This is a genomic window from Streptomyces sp. NPDC001941, assembly GCF_040296945.1.
In the GTDB taxonomy this organism is placed as follows: Bacteria; Actinomycetota; Actinomycetes; order Streptomycetales; family Streptomycetaceae; genus Streptomyces.
In genome coordinates, this window is the sequence record NZ_JBEOYE010000001.1 from 112,603 (window position 1) to 133,313 (window position 20,711).

A 20,711-nucleotide genomic window follows, 5' to 3' on the forward strand; every position below is an offset into this window, starting at 1 on the left:
CTTTCCCCTCCCACCATCCCTTTCGTCCGTGGACGGCGGGTGCGTACCAGGTGCGTACCGGCTGCGGAGACGGCACTGACGACCGTGCGGTGCCGTGGCAGAATCGGACGGCCGGAGGGGGACGACGGCCCGGGACGGGAGGGAGCGCCAGATGGCCGCAAGCAGCTTCGAGGGGGCGGGCCTCCCATGCGCCTCGGCGAGGGCGGGAGCCCGGTCCGGCCGCCTCGCGTGCTGCTCGTCCCACGTCGTCCGAGTGCCCGTCGACCACGGCGGGGCGTCCTTCGCGTGTACCGCCCGCGGCCACAGCTGGAGCTGAGTGATGGGTGCGCACAGGCGGAAATGCGACTGGTGCGGCAGCGGTACGCCGATTGTCCGCGACATGGACCCGATCAATCCCGAGTTCCAGTACTGGTGCGAGGAGTGCGCGCGGGCGCTGATCATAAAGGGCGACCCGATCGAGACGTACCGCGAGCTGGAGGGCGAACCGATCTACGGGCGGCTGCTCGACGAGCACTGCGCCCTCAAGCGGTTCTACTCGTTCGCCACGGCCTGAAGCCGCCCCGGGTCCCGTCCCTGGACCCCCTGGGCCGGTGCCTGGGTGCGCCACAACTTGGCCAACAGGACGGCGGCGGCCAGGACGTAGACCCCTGACGCCAGCATCTGCCAGCCGTTCTGGTGCAGTTCGAGCCGCGCCCCGTGGGTGTGCGGCACCCACCACAGTGCGAACGAGCCGAAGGCGAAGGCCAGTCCGGCGGCCCACTTCCAGCCCGCCCGCTCCTTGAGCAGCAGTAGCGCGGGCACGCACCACACCCAGTGGTGCGACCACGAGATGGGGCTCACGAGCAGCGCCGTCACCGCGCACGCCACCACTCCCAGGGCCACGTCCCCGCGCGCCCCCGCCCGTACGGCCAGTGCGAGGCCCGCCGCCCCGGCGAGCACGGCCACCAGCAGCCACCACAGGCCCGGGTCTTCGGTGTGCAGCAGCCGCGCGAGCACCCCGCGCAGCGACTGGTTGGCGGTCTCCTCCGCCTTTCCGACCCGTCCGGCCTGGAACATCACCTCGGTCCAGAAGCGGTGCGAGTCGCGGGGCAGTGCGAGCGCCCCGACCGCCGTCGCCGCCAGGAAGGTGCCGATCGCCGTCAGGGACTGCCGCAGCCACGGACCCGCGTCCTTGCCGCCCCGCGCGCGCACCACCGCGACGACGAGGGTGAACACCACGAACAGTGCCGGGGTCAGTTTGACCGCCGCCGCGAGACCCGTACCGACGCCCGCCCAGCGGCTGCCGGGCCGCCGTGTGAAGTCCCACAGCACCGCGACCGCGAGGAGGAGGTTGATCTGTCCGTACCGCAGCGTCGTCCACACCGGCTCGCACCACACCAGCACCGCCGAGACCCACAGCACCGTCTCCGGCCGGTTCAGCCAGTCGTCCGCCGGACGGTCACGTCCCACCAGGCGCAGTGACAGCCGTACCAGCGCCACCAGCAGTAGCAGGTTGCCCGCCGTCGCCAGCGTCCGCAGCAGCGGTACGTCGGGCAGGGTGAGCGGTATGAACAGCAGGGACGCGAACGGCGGGTAGGTGTTCGGGAGGTTGGACTCCGTCGCGATCATGTCGTACAGCTCCCGGCCGGCCAGCGCCGTCGCGCCCTCCGCCCGGTAGACCCTCAGGTCGACCATCGACACGTGGGCCGCGCGCTGCGCCCACCAGAAGAGTGCGAAGGAGAGCAGACAGGTCGCGGCGGCGGCCAGCGGCAGGCGGCGGGCGCGGACGGGTGCGGTCACGGTCGCGGTCACGGGGTGGACGGTACCCGGCCGGGGAGGGATGGCACCTGCCCGCCGGACGGGGGCCGGAAACCGATTTGGTGATGTGAGGGGGTGACCGTGTAATGTTCTGTCTGTCGCCGCGGGGAAAACCAAGCGGAAGACAGCAAGCAAGGGGCTATAGCTCAGTTGGTAGAGCGCCTGCATGGCATGCAGGAGGTCAGGAGTTCAATTCTCCTTAGCTCCACAGGAAAAGCGGCCCGTCCGATCAGGACGGGCCGCTTTGTCGTGTGGCCCCGTGCGCTCAACCCCGGCCGCTGCCCAGGGCCTTGCGGGACGGCGCGGGCAGGGCGGGCCGCTCCTCGTACGCCTGCTCCAGGCGCAGCGCGAGGGCCGGGCAGCGCCGTACAGCCCGCTGGGCGCGCGGGCGCAGGTGCACCGGCACCGAGGCGTCGGCGAGCGCCGGGTAGCCGTCGGGGCCCATCCTGATCAGCTCCGGCACCAGGTCGGCGCAGAGCCCGTGGCCCTGGCACAGCGTCCAGTCCACCGCCAGCCGCTCGCCGCTCGGCACCGACTCCTCCAGGTCCTGGTAGCCCGGCGCGGGCAGCGGCAGCACCCCGGTCACCGGGCGGCCGCAGCCGTCGCCCAGGACGTGCGCGGCCAGGTCGTCGGTGAACGCGCCCAGCGTCGACGCGAAGAACCGCGCCGATCCGTCGGGGTGCTTGCACGCCCCCCGGCCCTTCACGGCCTGCGTCACCTCGCGCAGGGCCTCCAGGGCCGCGGGTCCGCCGCCGTTCAGCAGGTCCGAGAGGCCGCCCGCGGCGGCGGGCAGGCCGAGCCGGCAGGGGCCGCACTGTCCGGCCGTCTCGGCGGCCAGCCACTGGGCGACCCGCAGTGATTCGCCCAGGGGGCAGGTCTCGTGGCCGAGCGGAAGGATCGCGCCCGCGCCCAGCGCGCCGCCCACGGCCGCCAGGGACGCCCGTGAGACCACGGCGTCGTGCACGGCGGCGGCGCCGATCCAGTTGCCGTGGTAGCCGCCGGTGAGGACGCCCTGGGGCTCCGCCGGAGCGCCCGCCAGCTGCAGTACGTACCGCAGCGGGACGCCCGTCGGGACCTCCACGACCATGGGGCGCGCGACCGCCCCGGACAGGGTCAGCAGCACCGTGCCCGGCTCGGTGTCCAGGCCGGTGTGCGCGTAGCGGCGGGGGCCGATCCGGGCGGCGACGGCCAGCTGCGCGAACGTCTCGGTGTTCGACAACAGGGTGGGCGCCCCGCCCACCCCCGACTCCGCGGCCCGTACCCGGCGTCCGGGCGGCAGCGCGGGTCCGCCCCCGGCCGCGCGGATCACCGCCGACGCCTCTCCGGAGACCATCCGCTCCGGGGTGCGCACCACGCGTGCGCGCAGGCGTTGTCCGCGCCGGTCCGACAGACCGCGCTCGGCGAGCGCGGCCCGGACGGACACCTCGGTGGAGTTGCGGGTGACGGCCACCACCAGGGTGCGCGCCCCGAGTGCCTCGGCGGCCAGCAGGGCGCCGTCCAGGACGAGGTGGGGGGCGCGGTTGAGCAGCACGGTGTCCTTGCGGCAGGCGGGCTCGCCCTCGCTGCCGTTGACGACGACCACGGGCCGTACCCCGCGCCGCACGGTCGCCTTGGCGACCGCCCGCAGCTTGCGGGCGAAGGGGAAGCCGGCGCCGCCGCGCCCGCACAGGTTGACCGCCTCGCACAGCGCCGCCAGGCGCTCCCCGTCCACGGGCTCCAGGGGGCCGTGGACCTTGAGGTGCATCGGCAGGTCGAGCCGGTCCACCAGGTCGAAGCCCTGGGTGAGCTGGGGGAGTCCGACGACGCGGACCTCGGGGACGTCGGGGAGGGGTGCGTTCACGGGCGCTCTCCTGCCGGGGGGTTCCACGGCTCGCCGGCCGGCGGGCGCGCGTACGAGGGGGACTGCGCGGGCGGCAGCGGTGACGGGGTGGGCCAGTGGCCCGCCCGGTGCGCGGGCCCGGGGACGACGGGCAGTTCCTCGGTCATGGGCACCCGTTCGGCCAGCGGCGCCTCCTGGGGGTCCTGGGGGCCGGGCGGCGGGTAGGGGGCGGCGGTCCCGCCCAGTGACACGGCGCGGTAGGCGGCGGAGAAGCCGGAGGGCCCCGGCGCGGGTCCGCGGTACGGGACGCCGGCGTCCGGCCGTGGAGGCGCGACCGGGGGCAGCGCGGTCCCGCGGCCCTGCCCCACGGGCGGCGCCAGGGGGCGCGAGGGCGGCACCGGGTCCGGCTCGGGGCGGCGCTGGGCGGGGATGACGCCCGACAGGCCCTGCGGGGCCCCTGCGAGCGGCTCCGCGGCCTCCGGCGGCGTCGGGGGCCCCTGGGGGCCCGGGGCGGCCAGGGCGGCGATCCGGGCCGCCACGCGGCGCTTCAGCGGGGGCGGCAGCAGCCGCAGGGAGACGGCGCCGGCCACCCCGGCCAGCGCCAGGCAGTACAGGGCCACCACCCAGCCCGCCGGGGGGCGCCCCGCGTACAGGCCGTGCACCAGGGCGGCGCACCAGGCGGGGTAGGCGAGCATGTGCAGCGGCCGCCAGCGCGCGGCGATCCGGCCGCGTCCCGCCAGGGCGCTGCGCAGCGCCCCGGTCGTGGCCGCGACGACCATCAGCAGCCCGGCCAGCGACCCGAGGCCGATCAGGCCCGCGGCGCCGTCCACGCCGAGGCCGAACGGCACCAGGGCGCCCAGCGGACGCACGTGCCCGAGCGAGACCTTCACGGTGCCGTGCAGCAGCAGGAAGCCCAGCGAGGCGACGGCGGTGGCGCGGTGCACGGCCTGGGCGAGCAGCCGGTGCCGGGTGGACAGGAACAGCCGGTCGGTGGCGAGCAGTCCCCAGCCGACCGAGGCGGTCAGCGCGACCAGGGACAGCACCCCGGTGGTGAAGTCGAGGGCGGCACGGAAGCGGTCACCGCCCCCGATCGCGACCAGGGGTATGAGCAGGACCGCCGCGACGGTCAGCCCGCCCCGTAACGGTCCGCTCCAGGTGCGGTCCAGAGCGGGCGAGGAGCGGATCTTGCGATGAGGGTTCATGGGTGCGACTCCGAATGGTGCGGACGATCGGTCCCCGTGTTGCGGCATGCTAAGTGGCGCCATACCGGTCGGTACGGGGTTTGCGCGTTTACGGAGCGCGGGTCCGGCGGAACGCTCCCGCTGTTGCCCCGGATAAGGGGGATACGCGGGGTAACCCATGGGGCGTTCAGGCCCTCCCGGAAGCTCGATGCGGCCCTCAGGGGCCCTGCGGTACCCTGACGCCATGCGTGCCGTACGCCTTCTGCTTAGCGAGCCGCGCTGATCAGTCCCGACGGGTCCGGAAACCCGGTCGGAATCGGCGCGGCGTCCCCTCCTGTGCGAGGGGCTTTTTCGTTTCCGAATTCGCAGGCAGAGACGACCGATGGAGCTTCAAGGGATCATGAGCGAGACGAATTCCGCCGCCGCAGAGACGGCAGCCCCGCACCGCTACACGGCGGCCATGGCCGCCGACATCGAGGCACGCTGGCAGGACTTCTGGGACGCCGAGGGCACCTACGAGGCGCCCAATCCCACCGGTGACCTGGCCGGTGACCCCGCCGTGGTCGCCCGCCCCAAGAAGTTCATCATGGACATGTTCCCCTACCCCTCGGGCGCCGGCCTGCACGTCGGCCACCCGCTGGGCTACATCGCCACGGACGTCTACGCCCGCCACGCACGCATGAGCGGCCACAACGTCCTGCACACCCTGGGCTTCGACGCCTTCGGCCTGCCCGCCGAGCAGTACGCGGTGCAGACCGGCACGCACCCGCGCGTGTCCACCGAGGCCAACATGGAGAACATGAAGGCCCAGCTGCGCCGGCTGGGCCTGGGGCACGACAAGCGCCGCTCCTTCGCCACGATCGACCCGGACTACTACAAGTGGACCCAGTGGATCTTCCTGCAGATCTTCGACTCCTGGTACGACACCGAGGCGGACAGGGCCCGTCCCATCGCCGAACTGGTCGCCCAGTTCGAGAGCGGTGAGCGGCCCGTCCCCACCGCCGACGGCTCCACGCGCGCGTGGAGCGACCTGAGCGCCACCGAGCGCGCCGACGCCCTGGGCGAGTACCGCCTGGCGTACGCCTCCGACGCCCCGGTCAACTGGTGTCCCGGCCTGGGCACCGTCCTGGCCAACGAGGAGGTCACCGCCGACGGCCGCTCCGAGCGCGGCAACTACCCGGTCTTCAAGGCCAAGCTGCGCCAGTGGAACATGCGCATCACCGCCTGCGCGGACCGCCTGCTGGAGGACCTGGACGCGCTGGACTGGCCCGAGGCCATCAAGCTGCAGCAGCGCAACTGGATCGGCCGCTCCGAGGGCGCCCGCGTCGACTTCCGGGTCGGCGACGACGCCATCACCGTCTTCACCACCCGCCAGGACACCCTGTTCGGCGCCACCTACATGGTCCTGGCGCCCGAGCACGACCTGGTCGAGAAGCTCGTCCCCGCCGCCTGGCCCGAGGGCACCCACGACGTGTGGACCGGCGGTCACGCCACCCCGTCCGAGGCCGTCGACGCCTACCGCAAGCAGGCCGCCTCCAAGTCCGACGTGGAGCGCCAGGCCGACGCCAAGGAGAAGACCGGCGTCTTCACCGGCGCGTACGCGACCAACCCGGTCAGCGGCGAGCAGGTGCCCGTCTTCATCGCCGACTACGTGCTGATGGGCTACGGCACCGGCGCGATCATGGCCGTCCCGGCGCACGACACCCGCGACTTCGCCTTCGCCCGCGCCTTCGAGCTGCCGATGCGCTGCGTCGTCGAGCCCTCCGACGACCGCGGCACCGACCCGGCCGCCTGGGACGACGCCTTCGGCTCCTACGAGGCCAAGCTGGTCAACTCCGCCAACGCCGAGGTCTCCCTGGACGGCCTGGGCGTCGTCGAGGCCAAGGCCGTCATCACCGACTGGCTGCGCGAGCGCGGCATCGGCGAGGGCACCGTCAACTTCCGCCTGCGCGACTGGCTGTTCAGCCGCCAGCGCTACTGGGGCGAGCCCTTCCCGATCGTCTACGACGAGGACGGCATCGCCCACGCCCTGCCCGAGTCCATGCTGCCGCTGGAGCTGCCGGAGGTCGACGACTACTCGCCGCGCACCTTCGACCCGGACGACGCCGACACCAAGCCCGAGCCGCCGCTGTCCCGCAACGACGACTGGGTCAACGTCACCCTGGACCTGGGCGACGGCCCGCGCGCGTACCGCCGCGAGACCAACACCATGCCCAACTGGGCCGGGTCCTGCTGGTACGAGCTGCGCTACCTGGACCCGCACAACGCCGAGAAGCTGGTCGACCCCGCCGTCGAGCAGTACTGGATGGGCCCGCGCGAGGGCATGCCCACCGGTGGCGTCGACCTGTACGTCGGCGGCGCCGAGCACGCCGTACTGCACCTGCTGTACGCGCGCTTCTGGTCCAAGGTGCTGTTCGACCTGGGCCACGTGTCCTCGGCCGAGCCGTTCCACAAGCTGTACAACCAGGGCATGATCCAGGCCTTCGTCTACCGCGACGCCCGCGGCATCGCGGTGCCCGCCGCCGAGGTCGAGGAGCGCGACGGCGCGTTCTACTACCAGGGCGAGAAGGTCAGCCGCGTCCTGGGCAAGATGGGCAAGTCCCTGAAGAACGCGGTCACCCCCGACGAGATCTGCTCCGAGTACGGCGCGGACACCCTGCGCCTGTACGAGATGGCCATGGGCCCCCTGGACGTCTCCCGTCCCTGGGACACGCGCGCGGTGGTCGGCCAGTACCGCCTGCTGCAGCGCCTGTGGCGCAACGTCGTCGACGAGGCGACCGGTGAGGCCACCGTCGTCGACGCCGCGCCCGACGAGGACAGCCTGCGCGCCCTGCACAAGGCCATCGAAGGCGTCTCGCAGGACATGGCGGCCATGCGCTTCAACACCGCCATCGCCAAGGTCACCGAGCTGAACAACCACCTGACCAAGTCCGGCGGTGCCATCTCCCGGAGCGTCGCCGAGCAGCTGGTCCTGCTGGTCGCCCCGCTGGCCCCGCACATCGCCGAGGAGCTGTGGCGCAAGCTGGGCCGCACCGGCTCCGTCGTCCACCAGGACTTCCCGGTCGCCGACCCGGCGTACGTCGTCGACGAGACCGTCACCTGCGTCGTGCAGATCAAGGGCAAGGTCAAGGCCCGCCTGGAGGTCTCGCCCTCCATCGGCGACCAGGACCTGGAAGCCCTGGCCCTGGCCGACGAGGGCGTCGTCGCGGCCCTGGGCGGCGCCGCCGTGCGCAAGGTCATCGTGCGCGCGCCGAAGCTGGTCAACATCGTCACCGGCTGACCACGTACCGGCAGGTGAGGGCCCCGGGGGCGGCGACGCCCCCGGGACTCGGGGTTTCCCCTACGGGCAGGTTGGGGGTTCCGCTGGAACCCTCCGCCTGCCCGCTCCGTTTACCTTGGAAGAACCACCCGGCGCACAGCCACCCGATCCGAGGGGACGTCCATGGAAGCCGCGATCCTGATACTGGCGCTGCTCTTCGTCGCCTTCGTAGCCGTCGGCGCCTACGTCACGGTCAAGGTGGTCGGAGCCGCCAAGCGCGGCGTGGAGCGCACCGTCACCCAGGCCAGGCGCACGGTCGAGGACACCACCCTGCGGGCCAGGAGCCTGGGCCAGGGCGGCGTCGCAGGGGAGCTGGCCCAGCTGCGCCTGGCCCTGCGCACGTCCATGCGCGCCACCCAGGAAGCGCTCCACGCGGGCGCCGTCGAGGACGAGTCCCTGCGCGAGTCCCTGGCCCTCTTCCAGCGCCTCAGCGCCCACGGGCACGAGCTCGACGACGACCTCAAGCGCCTGGAGCGGGAGCCGGACCGCGCCCAGGTCGCCGCCCAGCTGGACGACCTGCGCGAGCGCACCCAGCGCATCACGCACTCCGCGGACGCCCTGCGCTGGGCCGCCCGCGACCGGGCCCGCAAGTTCGCCTCCGACGACCTCACCACCCTGAGCGCCGAGATCGAGGTCGAGGCGGGCGCCCTGCGCCACTGGACGGACCCCGAGCCCTCCTGGGCCCCCGCCGAACCCGACGCCTCCCCGGCTCCTGCCGCGGCGCCCCGGCAGGAGCCCGTCCGCCCGCAGGAGCCCACCGTCCCCCAGGCGATCACCGCACGCGACCCCCGCCAGGAGACCGCCTACCCCTGGCAGAAGACGACCCGCCCCGAGACCACCAACTGACCGGCGAGGGCGTCGCCCGGGTGACGCGGGACGGCCGGAACCGATCACTCGGACGGTACGCCGCAGGGGCCGGGCTGCCGACCGGCGGCATCGCCGGGTAACCTCCCGCTCATGTCCCGCCATGTCGCGATCGTCACTGATTCAACGGCCTACCTGCCGCCGCGGATGATGGAGCGGCACGGCATCACCTCGGTGCCGCTGACCGTCGTACTGGGCGACCAGGTCCTCGAAGAGGGCAACGAGATCTCCGCCCGCTCCCTGGCCCAGGCCCTGCAGAAGCGGCGCTCGGTCACCACCTCCCGGCCCAGCCCCGAGGTGTTCGCCCAGGCCTACCGCGCCGCCGCCGAGGCCGGCGCCACCGGGATCGTCTCGCTCCACCTGTCCTCCGAGCTCTCCGGCACGCACGACGCCGCCGCCCTCGCGGCCAAGGACGCCCCCGTGCCCGTACGCGTCGTGGACACCGGGATGGTCGCCATGGCGCTCGGCTTCTGCGCCCTGGCCGCCGCCGAGGCGGCCGAGGCCGGCGGCACCCTGGACGAGGCCGTCGCCGCCGCCGAGAAGCGGGCCTCCGGCACCTCGGCGTACTTCTACGTCGACACCCTCGACTACCTGCGCCGCGGAGGCCGCATCGGAACCGCCCAGGCGCTCCTCGGCTCCGCGCTCGCCGTGAAGCCGCTGCTGGAGCTGGAAGGCGGGCGCATCGAGCTGCGGGAGAAGGTGCGCACCGCGTCCAAGGCCATCGCCCGGCTCGAGGAGATCGTCGCCGAGCGGGCCGGAACCAGCCACGTGGACATCGCGGTGCACCACCTCGCCGCTCCCGAGCGCGCCGCCGCACTGGCGGACCGGCTGCGGGAGAAGGTGCCGGGGCTTGAGGACCTGCACGTCAGCGAGGTGGGCGCGGTGATCGGGGCGCACACGGGGCCGGGGCTGCTGGGGGCCGTGGTCTCGGCGAGGTGAGCGGGGGCGCCGCTGCGTGAGGCGCGCTCTGACGTGGGGCGCCGTCGCTCAGGGGAGGGGCGCGCTTCTGCTGGGCGGAGCGCCGCTGCTTCAGGGGGCGGTCACTCGGACGGGTGACCGAGTTTTCCACAAGACGCCGGTTATCCACGGAAATTGAGGCGTCTCAGCGGATTCGGACGGGTGTGCCTACCGTCTTGTCCATGGTCACTTCCTCGTCTTCGCGTCCTCGTTCCGGCTCCGTCCCCGATCCTTCCTCCGGCCCTGCCCCGGGCTCGGTCCCAGCCCTGGTTCCGAGTCAGGTCCCGGCTCCGGTCCCGGGTCAGGTCCCGGCTCCGGACCTCGTGGGAGCTTCTCCTCCTGGCCCCTCCGCGCGCAGGGTCCGTGGCGGGCGCGCGGGCAGTGGGCCCGGCCGCGGACCCGGATCCGACGGTCGCGGTCGCGGGGCCGCGCGGGCGCGGGCGGTGGCGGCCGCCCGGCGGCGGGCCGACGCGCTGTTCGCGGACGCCCCGCTCCCGAGCACCCACCCACCGCCCGCGCCTCCACCCGCACCCACGCCCCCACCACCTCAGCCCCCGCCAACTGCCGTTCCTCCTACCGCGCTTGCTCCGTCCCCGTCCCCGTCCCCGGACCGGCGGGAGCGGCTGCGGCTCGCGTTAAGGGAACGGCTCCCGGTGTGGGTGCAACTGCGGTGCGGACTGGAACCGAGGAGCCTGGCGGCGCTCGCGGTGGTCCTGGTCGTGGCGACGGTCCTGGCCGTGCAGTACTTCCGCGCAGGCAGCCCGGAGGGCGTGCGGGCCCCGGAGGTGGTGCGGCAGGCGGCGGTCGCGTCCTCGCCGGACGCCTCGCGCAGGACGGCACCTCCCGCCGGCTCGCGCCCGGGAGGCCCGCCGTCCCCGGCGGGGAGCGCCGCCGGGTTCGTCGTGGTCGACGTGGCGGGGAAGGTGCGCAGGCCCGGGGTGCTGCGACTGCCGGCGGGGGCACGGGTCGCCGACGCGCTGAGAGCGGCCGGGGGCGCCCGGCCCGGCGCCGACCTGGCGAGCCTCAACCGCGCCCGGGTCCTGACGGACGGCGAGCAGGTCGCGGTGGACGTCCCCGGAGCACCCCAGCCGGTAGCGGCAGGAGGCGGTACGGGGACGGGCACGGGCGGAGGGCAGCCGGGCGGGCCGCTGAGCCTCAACTCGGCGACCGCGGAGCAGCTCGACACCCTGCCCGGCGTGGGCCCGGTCCTCGCGCGGCACATCGTGGACTACCGCACCGAGCACGGCGGGTTCCGGTCGGTCGAGGAGTTGCGCGAGGTCAACGGAATCGGCGAGCGCAGGTTCGCCGACCTCCGGGAGCAGGTGCGGCCATGACCCGCCCAGCGGTCCACCTCGCCTCCGGCCGGACCCTCGGGGCCAGTGACCCCCGCCAGGAGGCACCGGTCGATCTCCGGCTCGTCCCGCCCGCCCTGGCGGCCTGGATCGCCGCCGCCCTCGCGGTGGGGGCGCCGGGGCGCTGGACGGCGATCGGGGTGGGGGCGCTGGCCGTGGCGGGCGCGCTGTTGCTCGGGGCGGCCGTGGCGGCTTCCGGGGCGACGAGCACGGGGGCGTGGCGGTTGCGGACGTGGTGGCTCCGGACCGGGCGCGGGTGTCCGGGAGCGGGGCGGTCGCGGGCCGAGGGCGGACCGGGTCCGGGGGCGCGGTGGCGGGTCAACGCGACGGCCGGGGCCGGGGTGTTGCTGTGCGCCGCGGCCGGGGCGGCCTCGGCGGGGCTGCACGCTGCCGACGTGCGGCGGGGACCGCTGCCCGAGCTGGCCGGGGAGCACGCGCGGGTCACTGCCGAGGTGACGGTCACCTCCGACCCGCGGCCGGTGCGCCCCCGGGTGAGCGGGGACCACATGGCGCCCGACGCGGTGGTGCTGGAGGCCGAGGCGACCCGGGTGGAACGGCCCGGGCGGGGCGAGGCGGTCGGCGGTACGCGGACGCCGGTGCTGGTGATCGTCGCGCCGGGATCGCCCGGAGACACGGCGAAGTGGCGGGGGCTGCTGCCCTCGACCCGGCTGAGGGTCACCGCCAGGGCGGTGCCGCCCCGGGACGAGGGCGACCCGCTGGCGGCCGTCCTCCAGGTGAGCGGGGCCAGGCCCCCCGTGGTGACCGGCGGGCCGACGTCCGTACAGCGCACGGCGGGTGCGCTGAGGGCGGGGCTGCGGCGGGCCGCCGAGGGGCTGGCGCCCGACGCGCGGGCGCTGCTGCCCGGACTCGTGGTCGGGGACACCTCCGGGATCCCGCCCGATCTGCGGGCCGCCTTCGAGGCGACCGACCTCTCCCACCTGACGGCCGTCTCCGGGAGCAACCTGACCGTCGTGCTGCTCCTGCTCATCGGCCCGCCGGGGGCGGCGCTCAGGGCGGAACGCGGCGGGCTCGCGCCCCGGTTGGGCATCCCGCTGCGGGCGACGGCGGTGCTCGGCGGAGGACTCACCCTGGCGTTCGTGGTGGTGTGCAGACCGGACCCGAGCGTCCTGAGGGCCGCGGCGTGCGGGGCGGTGGCGCTCCTCGCCATCGCGACCGGGCGGCGGCGCTCGCTGCTCCCGGCGCTGGCGGCGGCGGTGCTCGGCCTGGTGCTGTACGACCCGTGGCTGGCCAGGAGCTACGGGTTCCTGCTCTCGGTGCTGGCCACCGGGGCGCTGCTCACGGTCGCCCCGCGCTGGAGTGCGGCGCTGCGGCGGTGTGGGGTGCCGGCCAGGGCGGCGGAGGCGCTGGGCGCCGCGATGGCGGCCCAGGTGGTGTGCGCGCCGGTGGTGGTGGTGTTCACGGCCCGGGTCGGCCTGGTGGCGGTGCCCTGCAACCTGCTGGCGGAGCTGGCCGTGGCCCCGGCCACCGTGCTCGGGTTCGCCGCGCTCGCCGCGGCGCCCCTGGCGATGCCGGTGGCCGAGGTGCTGGCGCGGTGCGCGGGCTGGCCGGCCGGGTGGATCGCCTCCGTGGCCAGGGCGGGGGCCGCGCTGCCCGGTGCGGAGATCGGCTGGGTGGGCGGCTGGTGGGGCGCGGCGCTGCTGGCCGGTGCGACCCTCCTCGTCCTCCTGCTCCTGGTGGCCCGCGGGCCACGACGGCGGCCCTGGGTGGTGGCCGGGTGCGCGGTGCTGCTGATGCTGGCGGTGGTGCGGCCCGCGCCGTTGCCCCGGGTGCTCACCGGGTGGCCGCCGCCCGGCTGGGTGTTCGCGATGTGCGACGTGGGCCAGGGGGACGCGACGGTCCTGGCCGCCGGGGACGGCACGGCGGTGGTGGTGGACGCCGGGCCCGACCCGGCGGCGGCCGACCGGTGCCTGCGCGAACTGGGGGTCGACCGGGTGGCGCTGCTGCTCCTGACCCACTTCCACGCCGACCACGTAGCGGGCCTGCCGGGGGTGTTGCGGGGGAGGAGCGTGGGCGTGATCGAGGTGACGCCCTTCGAGGAGCCGCCCGGGCAGGTGGAGTTCGTCCGCAGGGCGGCGGCCGGAGCCCGGGTGCCGGTGGTGCGGGCGGGGGCGGGGGAGGTGCGCAGGACCGGGCGGCTCGCCTGGGAGGTGCTCTGGCCGGGGGCGTTCGGGGCCGAAGGACCCAACGACGCGAGCGTGGCGCTGCTGGTGCGGGTGGTGGACGGGCCGGTCCTGCTGCTCCTGGGCGACCTGGAGCCGAGGGCGCAGGAGGGGCTGCTGCGGGCGTACCCGGGGCTGCCGGCGGTGGACGTGCTGAAGGTCGCGCACCACGGTTCGGCGCACCAGGAACCGGAGTTGCTGCGCCGGGTCCGGCCGAGGCTGGCCCTGGTGTCGGCGGGGCGCGACAACCCGTACGGCCATCCGTCGCCCCGCACGCTGGGCGCGCTGGAGGCGGGCGGGGCGGTGGTGCTCCGTACCGACCGGGACGGGACGATCGCGGTCACGGGGAAGGGAGGGAGGGGCGGGGACCTGAGGGCGGTGCCGGAGCCGTGAGGGCCACGGGAGGCGCTGGTGGCGGTGATGGCGATGGCGGTGGCGGCGTAGGACCAATGGCGCATGGTGGCCGGGGAGGGGCGGGGACAGACTGGGCTGATGCCGACCGTGACGACGCCCGACGGGGACCACGCCCCGACGGCCTCCGCCTCCACCGAGGACCGAACCGCCGACCGCAGTGCCGATCGCGCCTCCGGCCCCGCTCCCGCCCTCACCGGTGCCCAGGCCGACGCGTATCTGCGGCGGATCGGGGCGGAGGGGGTGTCCGTCGGGTGGGGGACGGGGGAGGGGCTGCGGGAGCTGCACCTGCGGCACTTGCGGTCCGTACCGTTCGAGAACCTCTCGCTGCACCTCGGGGAGGACGTGGTCCTGGCGGAGCAGGCGCTGTTCGACAAGGTGGTGGGAGCGCGGCGCGGCGGGTTCTGCTACGAACTCAACGGGCTGTTCGCCGCGTTGCTGAGGACGCTCGGCTACCGGGTGGACCTGTTGGAGGCGCGGTGCTTCCGGGAGGACGGCGGGCTCTCGATCCCGTACGACCACATGGTGCTCAGGGTGGTCGACGAGGAGGGGCGGAGCCGGCTGGCCGACGTCGGGTTCGGGGACCACTCCCAGCTGCCGCTGGAGCTGGGCGAGCGGGGCGAACAGGCCGATCCCGGCGGGGTGTTCCGGATCGTCGAGGCGCCCGAGGGGGACCTGGACGTCGTGCGGGACGGCACGCCGCAGTACCGGGTGGACCCGCGGCCCCGGGCGCTGGGGGACTTCGAGGTGGGGTCCTGGTACCAGCGGACCTCGCCCGCCTCGCACTTCACCCGGTCCCTGGTCTGTTCGCGGCTCACCGAGGAGGGGCGGGTCACGCTCAGGGGCGCCAAGCTCATCGTGACCGACTGCGGGGGCCGGCGGGAGCGGTGGCTTTCGGGGGAGGAGGAGGTCCTGGCCGCCTACCGGGACCTCTTCGGAGTGGAGTTGGACCGGTTGCCGCACGATCCGGCCGCCGGTCAGGACGCCTCCCCGGCGGGCTAATGGCTCAAAAAGGACCCTTGGGGAGTCAAGCGGCTCTTGCGGACCCTTGGTAACAGGTGACTCTGTTTGCCCCGAACACCTCAACAGTGATCGAATGCCTCTTCGTCAGAAGGCCGCCCACCCCGACGTCCACGTGTCGTCCTGCCGCGTGCGGCCCTTGGGGAAGTGAATCGCACGGGGGTGCGTGAGGAATGTTCAGCCGTTGGTTTGGCGGGCGCGCGACCGGAGCCGGACAGCGCGGCAACCCGCTCGCGGGGCTGCCCGTGCCGGCGTCGGCGGGCGTGCTCAGCTGCCGTGTCCTGGACCCGGTCAGCGAGCCGGTCCGGCAGGCGGAGTACGTGGTCAGCGACACCGCGGGGCGCAGGGTGCTGGGCGGGGAGACCGACCCGTACGGCAGCGTGCTCGCGACCGTTCCGGCGGGCGAGTACCGGCTCGCGGTGACCTCCGAGGGGTACACGCCCTTCCACGGCAACGCCACCGTCGCCGAGGGCGGCCACTCCGGCCTCGGCGACGTGACGCTGCAGATCGCCGCGCCGCCGCAGCTGCCCGAGCCGGGCGAGTGGGAGGTCGACCCGTCGCACTCCCAGATCGGCTTCACGGCCCGGCACATCGGACTGGCCCGGATCCACGGGCGGTTCAACAGCTTCGCGGGCGCGGTGCGGATAGCCGACCGCATGGAGCACTCCGCGATGCACGTCGTCATCGACGCCGCGTCGATCGACACCGGCGTGCAGATGCGCGACGACCACCTGCGGTCCAGCGACTTCCTGGACGTGGGCCGCTGCCCGACGATCGAGTTCTACAGCGAGCGCTTCACCCACCGCGGCGGCAGCCGCTGGAACGTGACGGGCGCGCTGACGCTGCACGGAGTGAGCCGTACGGTCACGCTGGACACCCAGTACCTGGGCCTCGGCAGCGGCCTCGAGGGCGAGACCCGCGCGGCCTGCCGGGCCTCGACCGAGCTGCACCGCGAGGACTTCACGCTCACCTGGCAGACGCTGCTGGCCCGCGGGATCGCGGCGATCGGCTCCAGCATCACCATCGACCTCGACATCCAGATCGTGCCGAAGAAGACCGGCTGATCCCGACGACCGGCTGATCCCGGCGACCCCCGAGCCCGATGGCCCGCTGAGCCCGGAGAGGGTCGGCCGGTCCGGTCCGGGGCGCCGCCGTCCGCCCGCGCGCTCCTACGGGGCCTCCAGCCACCCCTCGTACTCCGCGGCGAACGCGTCCAGCGCAGCCGGGTCCAGCCGGCCGTCCGGGTCCTCCACGACCACCAGCCACTGGGCGTCCTCGGCGTCGTCCTCGCCCGCCAGCGCGTCCCGCACCAGCTGCGGCTCGTCGCGCACGCCGAAGCGGGCGGCGAGCTCCTCGGTGACCTCCTCCGCGGCGTCGCGGTCGGGCAGCACCAGTACGTGTCTCACATCGCTCACCCGCACATTCTCCGCCACGGACCGGAGTGTCAGTGGCGCGTGGGATGCTGGAACGCGATGGCCACCAGGAAGAACAGCACCGACGACCCGCTCGCCCCCGTCACGATCGCCGTGGGCCAGGAGGACCTCCTCCTCGACCGCGCCGTGCAGCAGGTGGTGGCGGCCGCCCGGGCCGCCGACGCCGACACGGACGTGCGCGACCTCACCTCCGACCAGCTCCAGCCGGGGACGCTCGCGGAGCTGACCAGCCCGTCGCTCTTCGCCGAGCGCAAGGTCGTGGTCGTGCGCAACGCGCAGGACCTGTCCGCGGACTCGGTCAAGGACGTCAAGGCGTACCTCGGCGCCCCGGTCGAGGAGATCACGCTGGTGCTGCTGCACGCGGGCGGGGCCAAGGGCAAGGGACTGCTGGACGCGGCCCGCAAGGAGGGGGCCCGCGAGGTCGCCTGCCCCAAGACGACGAAGCCCGCCGAGCGGCTGACGTTCGTGCGCCAGGAGTTCCGGGCGCTGGGCAGGTCGGCGACCCCGGAGGCGTGCCAGTCCCTCGTCGACGCGATCGGCAGCGACCTGCGCGAGCTGGCGAGCGCGGTGACGCAGCTGACGGCGGACGTCGAGGGGACCATCGACGAGGCGGTCGTCGGGCGCTACTACACGGGCCGCGCGGAGGCCTCCAGCTTCAACGTGGCCGACCGGGCCGTGGAGGGGCGGGCCGCCGAGGCGCTGGAGGCGCTGCGCTGGTCGCTGTCGACCGGGGTGGCGCCGGTGCTGATCACGAGCGCCCTGGCGCAGGGCGTGCGGGCCATCGGCAAGCTGTCCTCGGCCCGTGGCGGACGCCCCGCCGACCTGGCCCGTGAGCTGGGGATGCCGCCCTGGAAGATCGACCGGGTGCGCCAGCAGATGCGCGGCTGGACGCCCGACGGGGTAGCGCTGGCGCTGCGCGCCGTCGCGGAGGCGGACGCGGGCGTGAAGGGCGGCGGGGACGATCCCGAGTACGCCCTGGAGAAGGTCGTGGTCACCATCGCCCAGGCCGCCCGCATGCGCCGCTGAGCCCGTTCCGTTCCACGCCCCCCACACATACACACAGGCACACGTACACACAGGCACCGGACACGGGCACCGGCTTCCCGCAGGCCGTCCGTCCGTACGCGCTATCCGTCCGTACGCGCATACGCGAGAACCCCCGCTCCGGGCCCTGGGGAAGGGCTGGGGCGGGGGTTCTCGGTGATGCTCTTGGAGCTGGATCCGCACCCGCGTGGCGAACGCAGGCCGCGTGCGGATCCGGGGTGCCGGTCAGGAGCGGGAGAGAGGGCCCGCTGGGTCCGTCCCGGCGTTCACATCAAAGGGATCCGGGGACCACCGGACCCGAGGGTCGGTGGAGCCGGGGTCCGGGAGGGACTCAGCCCTGGAGGGAGGACACCTTGGACGCCAGCGCCGACTTCTTGTTGGCGGCGGCGTTCTTGTGGATGACACCCTTCGAGACGGCCTTGTCGAGCTGGCGCGAAGCGGCGCGGGCAGCGGTGGTCGCGGCCTCGACGTCGCCGGCGGCAACGGCCTCACGGGCCTTGCGGATCGCGGTCTTCAGCGACGACTTGACGGACTTGTTGCGCAGGCGCGCCTTCTCGTTCGTCTTGTTGCGCTTGATCTGGGACTTGATGTTCGCCACGAGTGAGCCTTTTCAGGTTCGATGTTTCAACAAGGGTCGTGTCCACGCGGCTGAGAGGGCACACGAGACACAGCTGCCCAGGCTACCAGCCGTCCCCCGACCGGCCCAAACCGGTCGCCCGTCCGCAGCCGTGGGACCATGGAACCTACGTATCGCTCCTAAGTCGACCCGAGCCGAGACGCCCGGCGTCTCAAGAATCAGGACCCTGCGTGCCCGCGACCCCTACCAACGTGCCCGAGCCGAGCCGTACCGATCCGGCGTTGATCCGGAACTTCTGCATCATCGCCCACATCGACCACGGCAAGTCCACGCTCGCCGACCGGATGCTCCAGCTGACCGGCGTCGTCGACCAGCGGCAGATGCGCGCCCAGTACCTCGACCGCATGGACATCGAGCGCGAGCGCGGCATCACGATCAAGTCCCAGGCGGTGCGTCTGCCCTGGGCCCCCGCGGAGGGGCCGGGTCAGGGCAGTACCCACATCCTGAACATGATCGACACCCCCGGCCACGTCGACTTCACCTACGAGGTGTCCCGGTCGCTCGCGGCCTGTGAGGGCACCGTCCTGCTCGTCGACGCCGCCCAGGGCATCGAGGCGCAGACCCTCGCCAACCTGTACCTGGCGATGGAGAACGACCTGACGATCGTCCCCGTCCTGAACAAGATCGACCTGCCGGCCGCCCAGCCGGAGAAGTTCGCCGAGGAACTGGCGAACCTGGTCGGCTGCGAGCCGGACGACGTGCTGCGCGTCTCGGCCAAGACGGGCCTGGGCGTCGAGGCGCTGCTCGACCGCGTGGTGCGGGACGTGCCGGCGCCGGTCGGCGTCGCGGACGCGCCCGCCCGCGCGATGATCTTCGACTCGGTGTACGACTCCTACCGCGGCGTCGTCACGTACGTACGAGTGGTGGACGGCCAGCTCAACAAGCGCGAGCGGATCCGGATGATGTCCACCGGAGCCACCCACGAGCTGCTCGAGATCGGCACCAACTCGCCCGAGATGCTCCCGGCCGACGGCCTGGGCGTGGGCGAGGTGGGCTACCTGATCACCGGTGTGAAGGACGTCCGCCAGTCCAAGGTGGGTGACACGATCACCCAGCAGGTCAAGGGCGCGACCGAGGCGCTGGGCGGCTACAAGGACCCCAAGCCGATGGTGTTCTCGGGCCTGTACCCGCTGGACGGCTCGGACTACCCGGAGCTGCGCGACGCCCTGGACAAGCTCCAGCTCAACGACGCGGCGCTGGTGTACGAGCCGGAGACCTCGGCGGCCCTGGGCTTCGGCTTCCGGGTGGGCTTCCTCGGCCTGCTGCACCTGGACGTCATCCGCGAGCGCCTGGAGCGCGAGTTCGGCCTGGACCTCATCGCGACGGCGCCGAACGTGGTCTACCGCGTCCTGATGGAGGACGGCACCGAGCACACGGTGACCAACCCGAGCGAGTTCCCCGAGGGCAAGATCGACGAGGTGTACGAGCCCGTCGTGCGGGCCACGGTCCTCGCGCCCACCGAGTTCATCGGCGCGATCATGGAGCTGTGCCAGACCCGGCGCGGCACCCTGCTCGGCATGGACTACCTCTCGGAGGACCGGGTCGAGATCCGCTACACGCTGCCGCTCGCGGAGATCGTCTTCGACTTCTTCGACCAGTTGAAGTCCAAGACCCGCGGTTACGCCTCGCTGGACTACGAGCCCACCGGCGAGCAGGCCTCCAGCCTGGTCAAGGTGGACATCCTGCTGCACGGCGACAAGGTCGACGCGTTCTCGGCGATCACGCACAAGGACGCGGCGTACGCGTACGGCGTGCGCCTGGTCGCCAAGCTGCGCGAGCTGATCCCGCGGCAGGCCTTCGAGGTGCCCATCCAGGCGGCCATCGGCTCGCGGGTGATCGCCCGCGAGACGATCCGCGCCATCCGCAAGGACGTCCTCGCCAAGTGCTACGGCGGTGACATCTCCCGGAAGCGGAAGCTGCTGGAGAAGCAGAAGGAAGGCAAGAAGCGCATGAAGATGGTGGGCTCCGTGGAGGTTCCGCAGGAAGCCTTCATCGCGGTGCTCTCCAGCGACGAGTCCGGCGGCAAGAAGAAGTAGTCGCAGTTCAGAGCGTGGAAAAGCGCCCGTCCGTTCCACGGACGGGCGCTTTTTGCGTTGATGTGAGGATTGGAAAACCGTCAGGGGCATCCGGGTGATTGCCAAAAAGGCCGTGGAATAAGAGTTTCCGGGTTCGGGGTCGTCCCGTTACGAATACTGAAAGCGACGTTCCGAGCGGCCAGCAAGACGCTCGGGCGGCACGACGGTCGTGACCGTGACGGACGCCGCTTCAGAAAGGGATGCTGAGATGAAGTACACGAAGGCCGCCGCTGTCGTCGCCGGTACCGTCATGGCCATGGGTGTGGCTTCCCCCGCCTTCGCCGACGACGTCGACAACGCTCCGGCCACCAACAAGGCCGACGCCCGCTCCGCCGCGGACAACCTGGTGACCAGCGACACCGTCACCAAGAACGTCGTGAAGAAGCCGAACATCAACGTCGACGCGGTCGTCGGCGCGGTCACCCGTGCCGCCGACAAGGTCAAGGCCACGAACGACTCGGTCGCCAAGACCAACGTCGGCCAGGGCGCGAAGACCGCCGCGGGTCCGATGATGGGCGGCCTGCCGATCGGCGGCTGAACCCCTCAGGGTTCGACGGCCGCGCCGCTTCCACCGGCGACGGCAGTATGAATTCCAGCGGGCCCGGCGCTTGTCGCCGGGCCC

At 73.5% G+C, this 20,711-nt stretch carries 16 protein-coding genes and 1 tRNA gene; 12 read left to right on the forward strand and 5 right to left on the reverse strand.

The genetic code is table 11. From position 1 onward, the window contains the following. Positions 1-319 precede the first annotated feature (319 nt). On the forward strand, positions 320-553 hold the full coding sequence (locus ABT160_RS00455; RefSeq protein WP_351641617.1) for a hypothetical protein: 234 nt from the start codon (positions 320-322) through the stop codon (positions 551-553). Here the strand turns inward: ABT160_RS00455 and ABT160_RS00460 are convergent. Continuing rightward, positions 532-1,791 (reverse strand): glycosyltransferase 87 family protein, encoded by a 1,260-nt coding sequence (locus tag ABT160_RS00460; RefSeq protein ID WP_351641620.1) that lies wholly within the window; start codon positions 1,789-1,791, stop codon positions 532-534. The two genes, ABT160_RS00455 and ABT160_RS00460, sit on opposite strands and share 22 nt — an antisense overlap. Before the next feature lie 141 nt (positions 1,792-1,932). Here ABT160_RS00460 and ABT160_RS00465 point away from each other — a divergent pair. Then, positions 1,933-2,005: transfer RNA gene (locus tag ABT160_RS00465), tRNA-Ala, on the forward strand. 57 nt (positions 2,006-2,062) lie between these two features. Here ABT160_RS00465 and ABT160_RS00470 read toward each other — a convergent pair. Both ABT160_RS00470 and ABT160_RS00475 read right to left on the reverse strand, forming a co-directional pair. Further along, positions 2,063-3,637 (reverse strand): NADH-ubiquinone oxidoreductase-F iron-sulfur binding region domain-containing protein, encoded by a 1,575-nt coding sequence (locus tag ABT160_RS00470; protein ID WP_351641622.1) that lies wholly within the window; start codon positions 3,635-3,637, stop codon positions 2,063-2,065. After that, a complete protein-coding gene (locus ABT160_RS00475; protein ID WP_351641624.1) occupies positions 3,634-4,818 on the reverse strand; it encodes a ferric reductase-like transmembrane domain-containing protein in 1,185 nt (394 codons plus the stop codon). Before ABT160_RS00475 ends, ABT160_RS00470 begins: the two co-directional genes overlap by 4 nt. A gap of 379 nt (positions 4,819-5,197) precedes the next feature. Between ABT160_RS00475 and leuS the strand changes: the two genes are divergently transcribed. The 7 genes from leuS to ABT160_RS00510 all read left to right on the forward strand — a co-directional run bounded on the left by leuS (position 5,198) and on the right by ABT160_RS00510 (position 15,964). Further along, a complete protein-coding gene (leuS, locus tag ABT160_RS00480; RefSeq protein WP_351641627.1) occupies positions 5,198-8,077 on the forward strand; it encodes a leucine--tRNA ligase in 2,880 nt (959 codons plus the stop codon). Positions 8,078-8,239: 162 nt separating this feature from the next. Beyond that, positions 8,240-8,962 (forward strand): hypothetical protein, encoded by a 723-nt coding sequence (locus ABT160_RS00485; protein ID WP_351641629.1) that lies wholly within the window; start codon positions 8,240-8,242, stop codon positions 8,960-8,962. Positions 8,963-9,073: 111 nt separating this feature from the next. Beyond that, entirely contained in the window at positions 9,074-9,919 is an 846-nt protein-coding gene (locus ABT160_RS00490) for a DegV family protein (RefSeq protein ID WP_351641631.1), read from the forward strand. A 671-nt stretch (positions 9,920-10,590) separates the two neighbouring features. After that, complete coding sequence (locus ABT160_RS00495) at positions 10,591-11,271, forward strand: ComEA family DNA-binding protein (RefSeq protein ID WP_351641634.1); 681 nt, start codon at positions 10,591-10,593, stop codon at positions 11,269-11,271. Further along, positions 11,268-13,862 carry a ComEC/Rec2 family competence protein gene (locus tag ABT160_RS00500; protein WP_351641637.1) on the forward strand — a complete coding sequence of 865 codons (2,595 nt, stop codon included), beginning with the start codon at positions 11,268-11,270 and terminating at the stop codon, positions 13,860-13,862. The genes ABT160_RS00495 and ABT160_RS00500 overlap by 4 nt, the downstream gene beginning before the upstream one ends. A gap of 99 nt (positions 13,863-13,961) precedes the next feature. After that, on the forward strand, positions 13,962-14,882 hold the full coding sequence (locus ABT160_RS00505) for an arylamine N-acetyltransferase family protein (protein ID WP_351641640.1): 921 nt from the start codon (positions 13,962-13,964) through the stop codon (positions 14,880-14,882). A gap of 191 nt (positions 14,883-15,073) precedes the next feature. After that, positions 15,074-15,964: a YceI family protein gene (locus tag ABT160_RS00510; protein ID WP_351641642.1), complete on the forward strand. Its 891-nt coding sequence runs from the start codon at positions 15,074-15,076 to the stop codon at positions 15,962-15,964. 105 nt (positions 15,965-16,069) lie between these two features. Here ABT160_RS00510 and ABT160_RS00515 read toward each other — a convergent pair whose 3' ends face one another. After that, positions 16,070-16,315: a hypothetical protein gene (locus tag ABT160_RS00515; RefSeq protein ID WP_351641645.1), complete on the reverse strand. Its 246-nt coding sequence runs from the start codon at positions 16,313-16,315 to the stop codon at positions 16,070-16,072. A gap of 57 nt (positions 16,316-16,372) precedes the next feature. On the opposite strand from ABT160_RS00515, the gene holA reads away from it, so the two are divergent. Next, positions 16,373-17,359 (forward strand): DNA polymerase III subunit delta, encoded by a 987-nt coding sequence (gene holA, locus ABT160_RS00520; protein WP_351641648.1) that lies wholly within the window; start codon positions 16,373-16,375, stop codon positions 17,357-17,359. Positions 17,360-17,708: 349 nt separating this feature from the next. On the opposite strand, the gene rpsT is transcribed toward holA, so the two are convergent. Next, complete coding sequence (rpsT, locus tag ABT160_RS00525) at positions 17,709-17,975, reverse strand: 30S ribosomal protein S20 (RefSeq protein ID WP_351641650.1); 267 nt, start codon at positions 17,973-17,975, stop codon at positions 17,709-17,711. A gap of 209 nt (positions 17,976-18,184) precedes the next feature. Between rpsT and lepA the strand changes: the two genes are divergently transcribed. Next, positions 18,185-20,050, forward strand: coding sequence for a translation elongation factor 4 (gene lepA, locus ABT160_RS00530; RefSeq protein WP_351641653.1), 1,866 nt, complete (start codon positions 18,185-18,187; stop codon positions 20,048-20,050). A gap of 247 nt (positions 20,051-20,297) precedes the next feature. Then, positions 20,298-20,627 carry a hypothetical protein gene (locus tag ABT160_RS00535; protein ID WP_351641655.1) on the forward strand — a complete coding sequence of 110 codons (330 nt, stop codon included), beginning with the start codon at positions 20,298-20,300 and terminating at the stop codon, positions 20,625-20,627. Positions 20,628-20,711 lie beyond the last annotated feature (84 nt).

Bases quoted from the DNA above. Each gene is read 5' to 3' on its own strand.
- ABT160_RS00500 (WP_351641637.1), top strand. From the start codon at position 11,268: ATGACCCGCCCAGCGGTCCACCTCGCCTCCGGCCGGACCCTCGGGGCC.
- ABT160_RS00485 (WP_351641629.1), top strand. From the start codon at position 8,240: ATGGAAGCCGCGATCCTGATACTGGCGCTGCTCTTCGTCGCCTTCGTA.
- ABT160_RS00455 (WP_351641617.1), top strand. From the start codon at position 320: ATGGGTGCGCACAGGCGGAAATGCGACTGGTGCGGCAGCGGTACGCCG.
- ABT160_RS00490 (WP_351641631.1), top strand. From the start codon at position 9,074: ATGTCCCGCCATGTCGCGATCGTCACTGATTCAACGGCCTACCTGCCG.
- holA (WP_351641648.1), top strand. From the start codon at position 16,373: ATGGCCACCAGGAAGAACAGCACCGACGACCCGCTCGCCCCCGTCACG.
- ABT160_RS00505 (WP_351641640.1), top strand. From the start codon at position 13,962: ATGCCGACCGTGACGACGCCCGACGGGGACCACGCCCCGACGGCCTCC.
- leuS (WP_351641627.1), top strand. From the start codon at position 5,198: ATGAGCGAGACGAATTCCGCCGCCGCAGAGACGGCAGCCCCGCACCGC.
- ABT160_RS00510 (WP_351641642.1), top strand. From the start codon at position 15,074: ATGTTCAGCCGTTGGTTTGGCGGGCGCGCGACCGGAGCCGGACAGCGC.
- ABT160_RS00535 (WP_351641655.1), top strand. From the start codon at position 20,298: ATGAAGTACACGAAGGCCGCCGCTGTCGTCGCCGGTACCGTCATGGCC.
- ABT160_RS00475 (WP_351641624.1), bottom strand. From the start codon at position 4,818: ATGAACCCTCATCGCAAGATCCGCTCCTCGCCCGCTCTGGACCGCACC.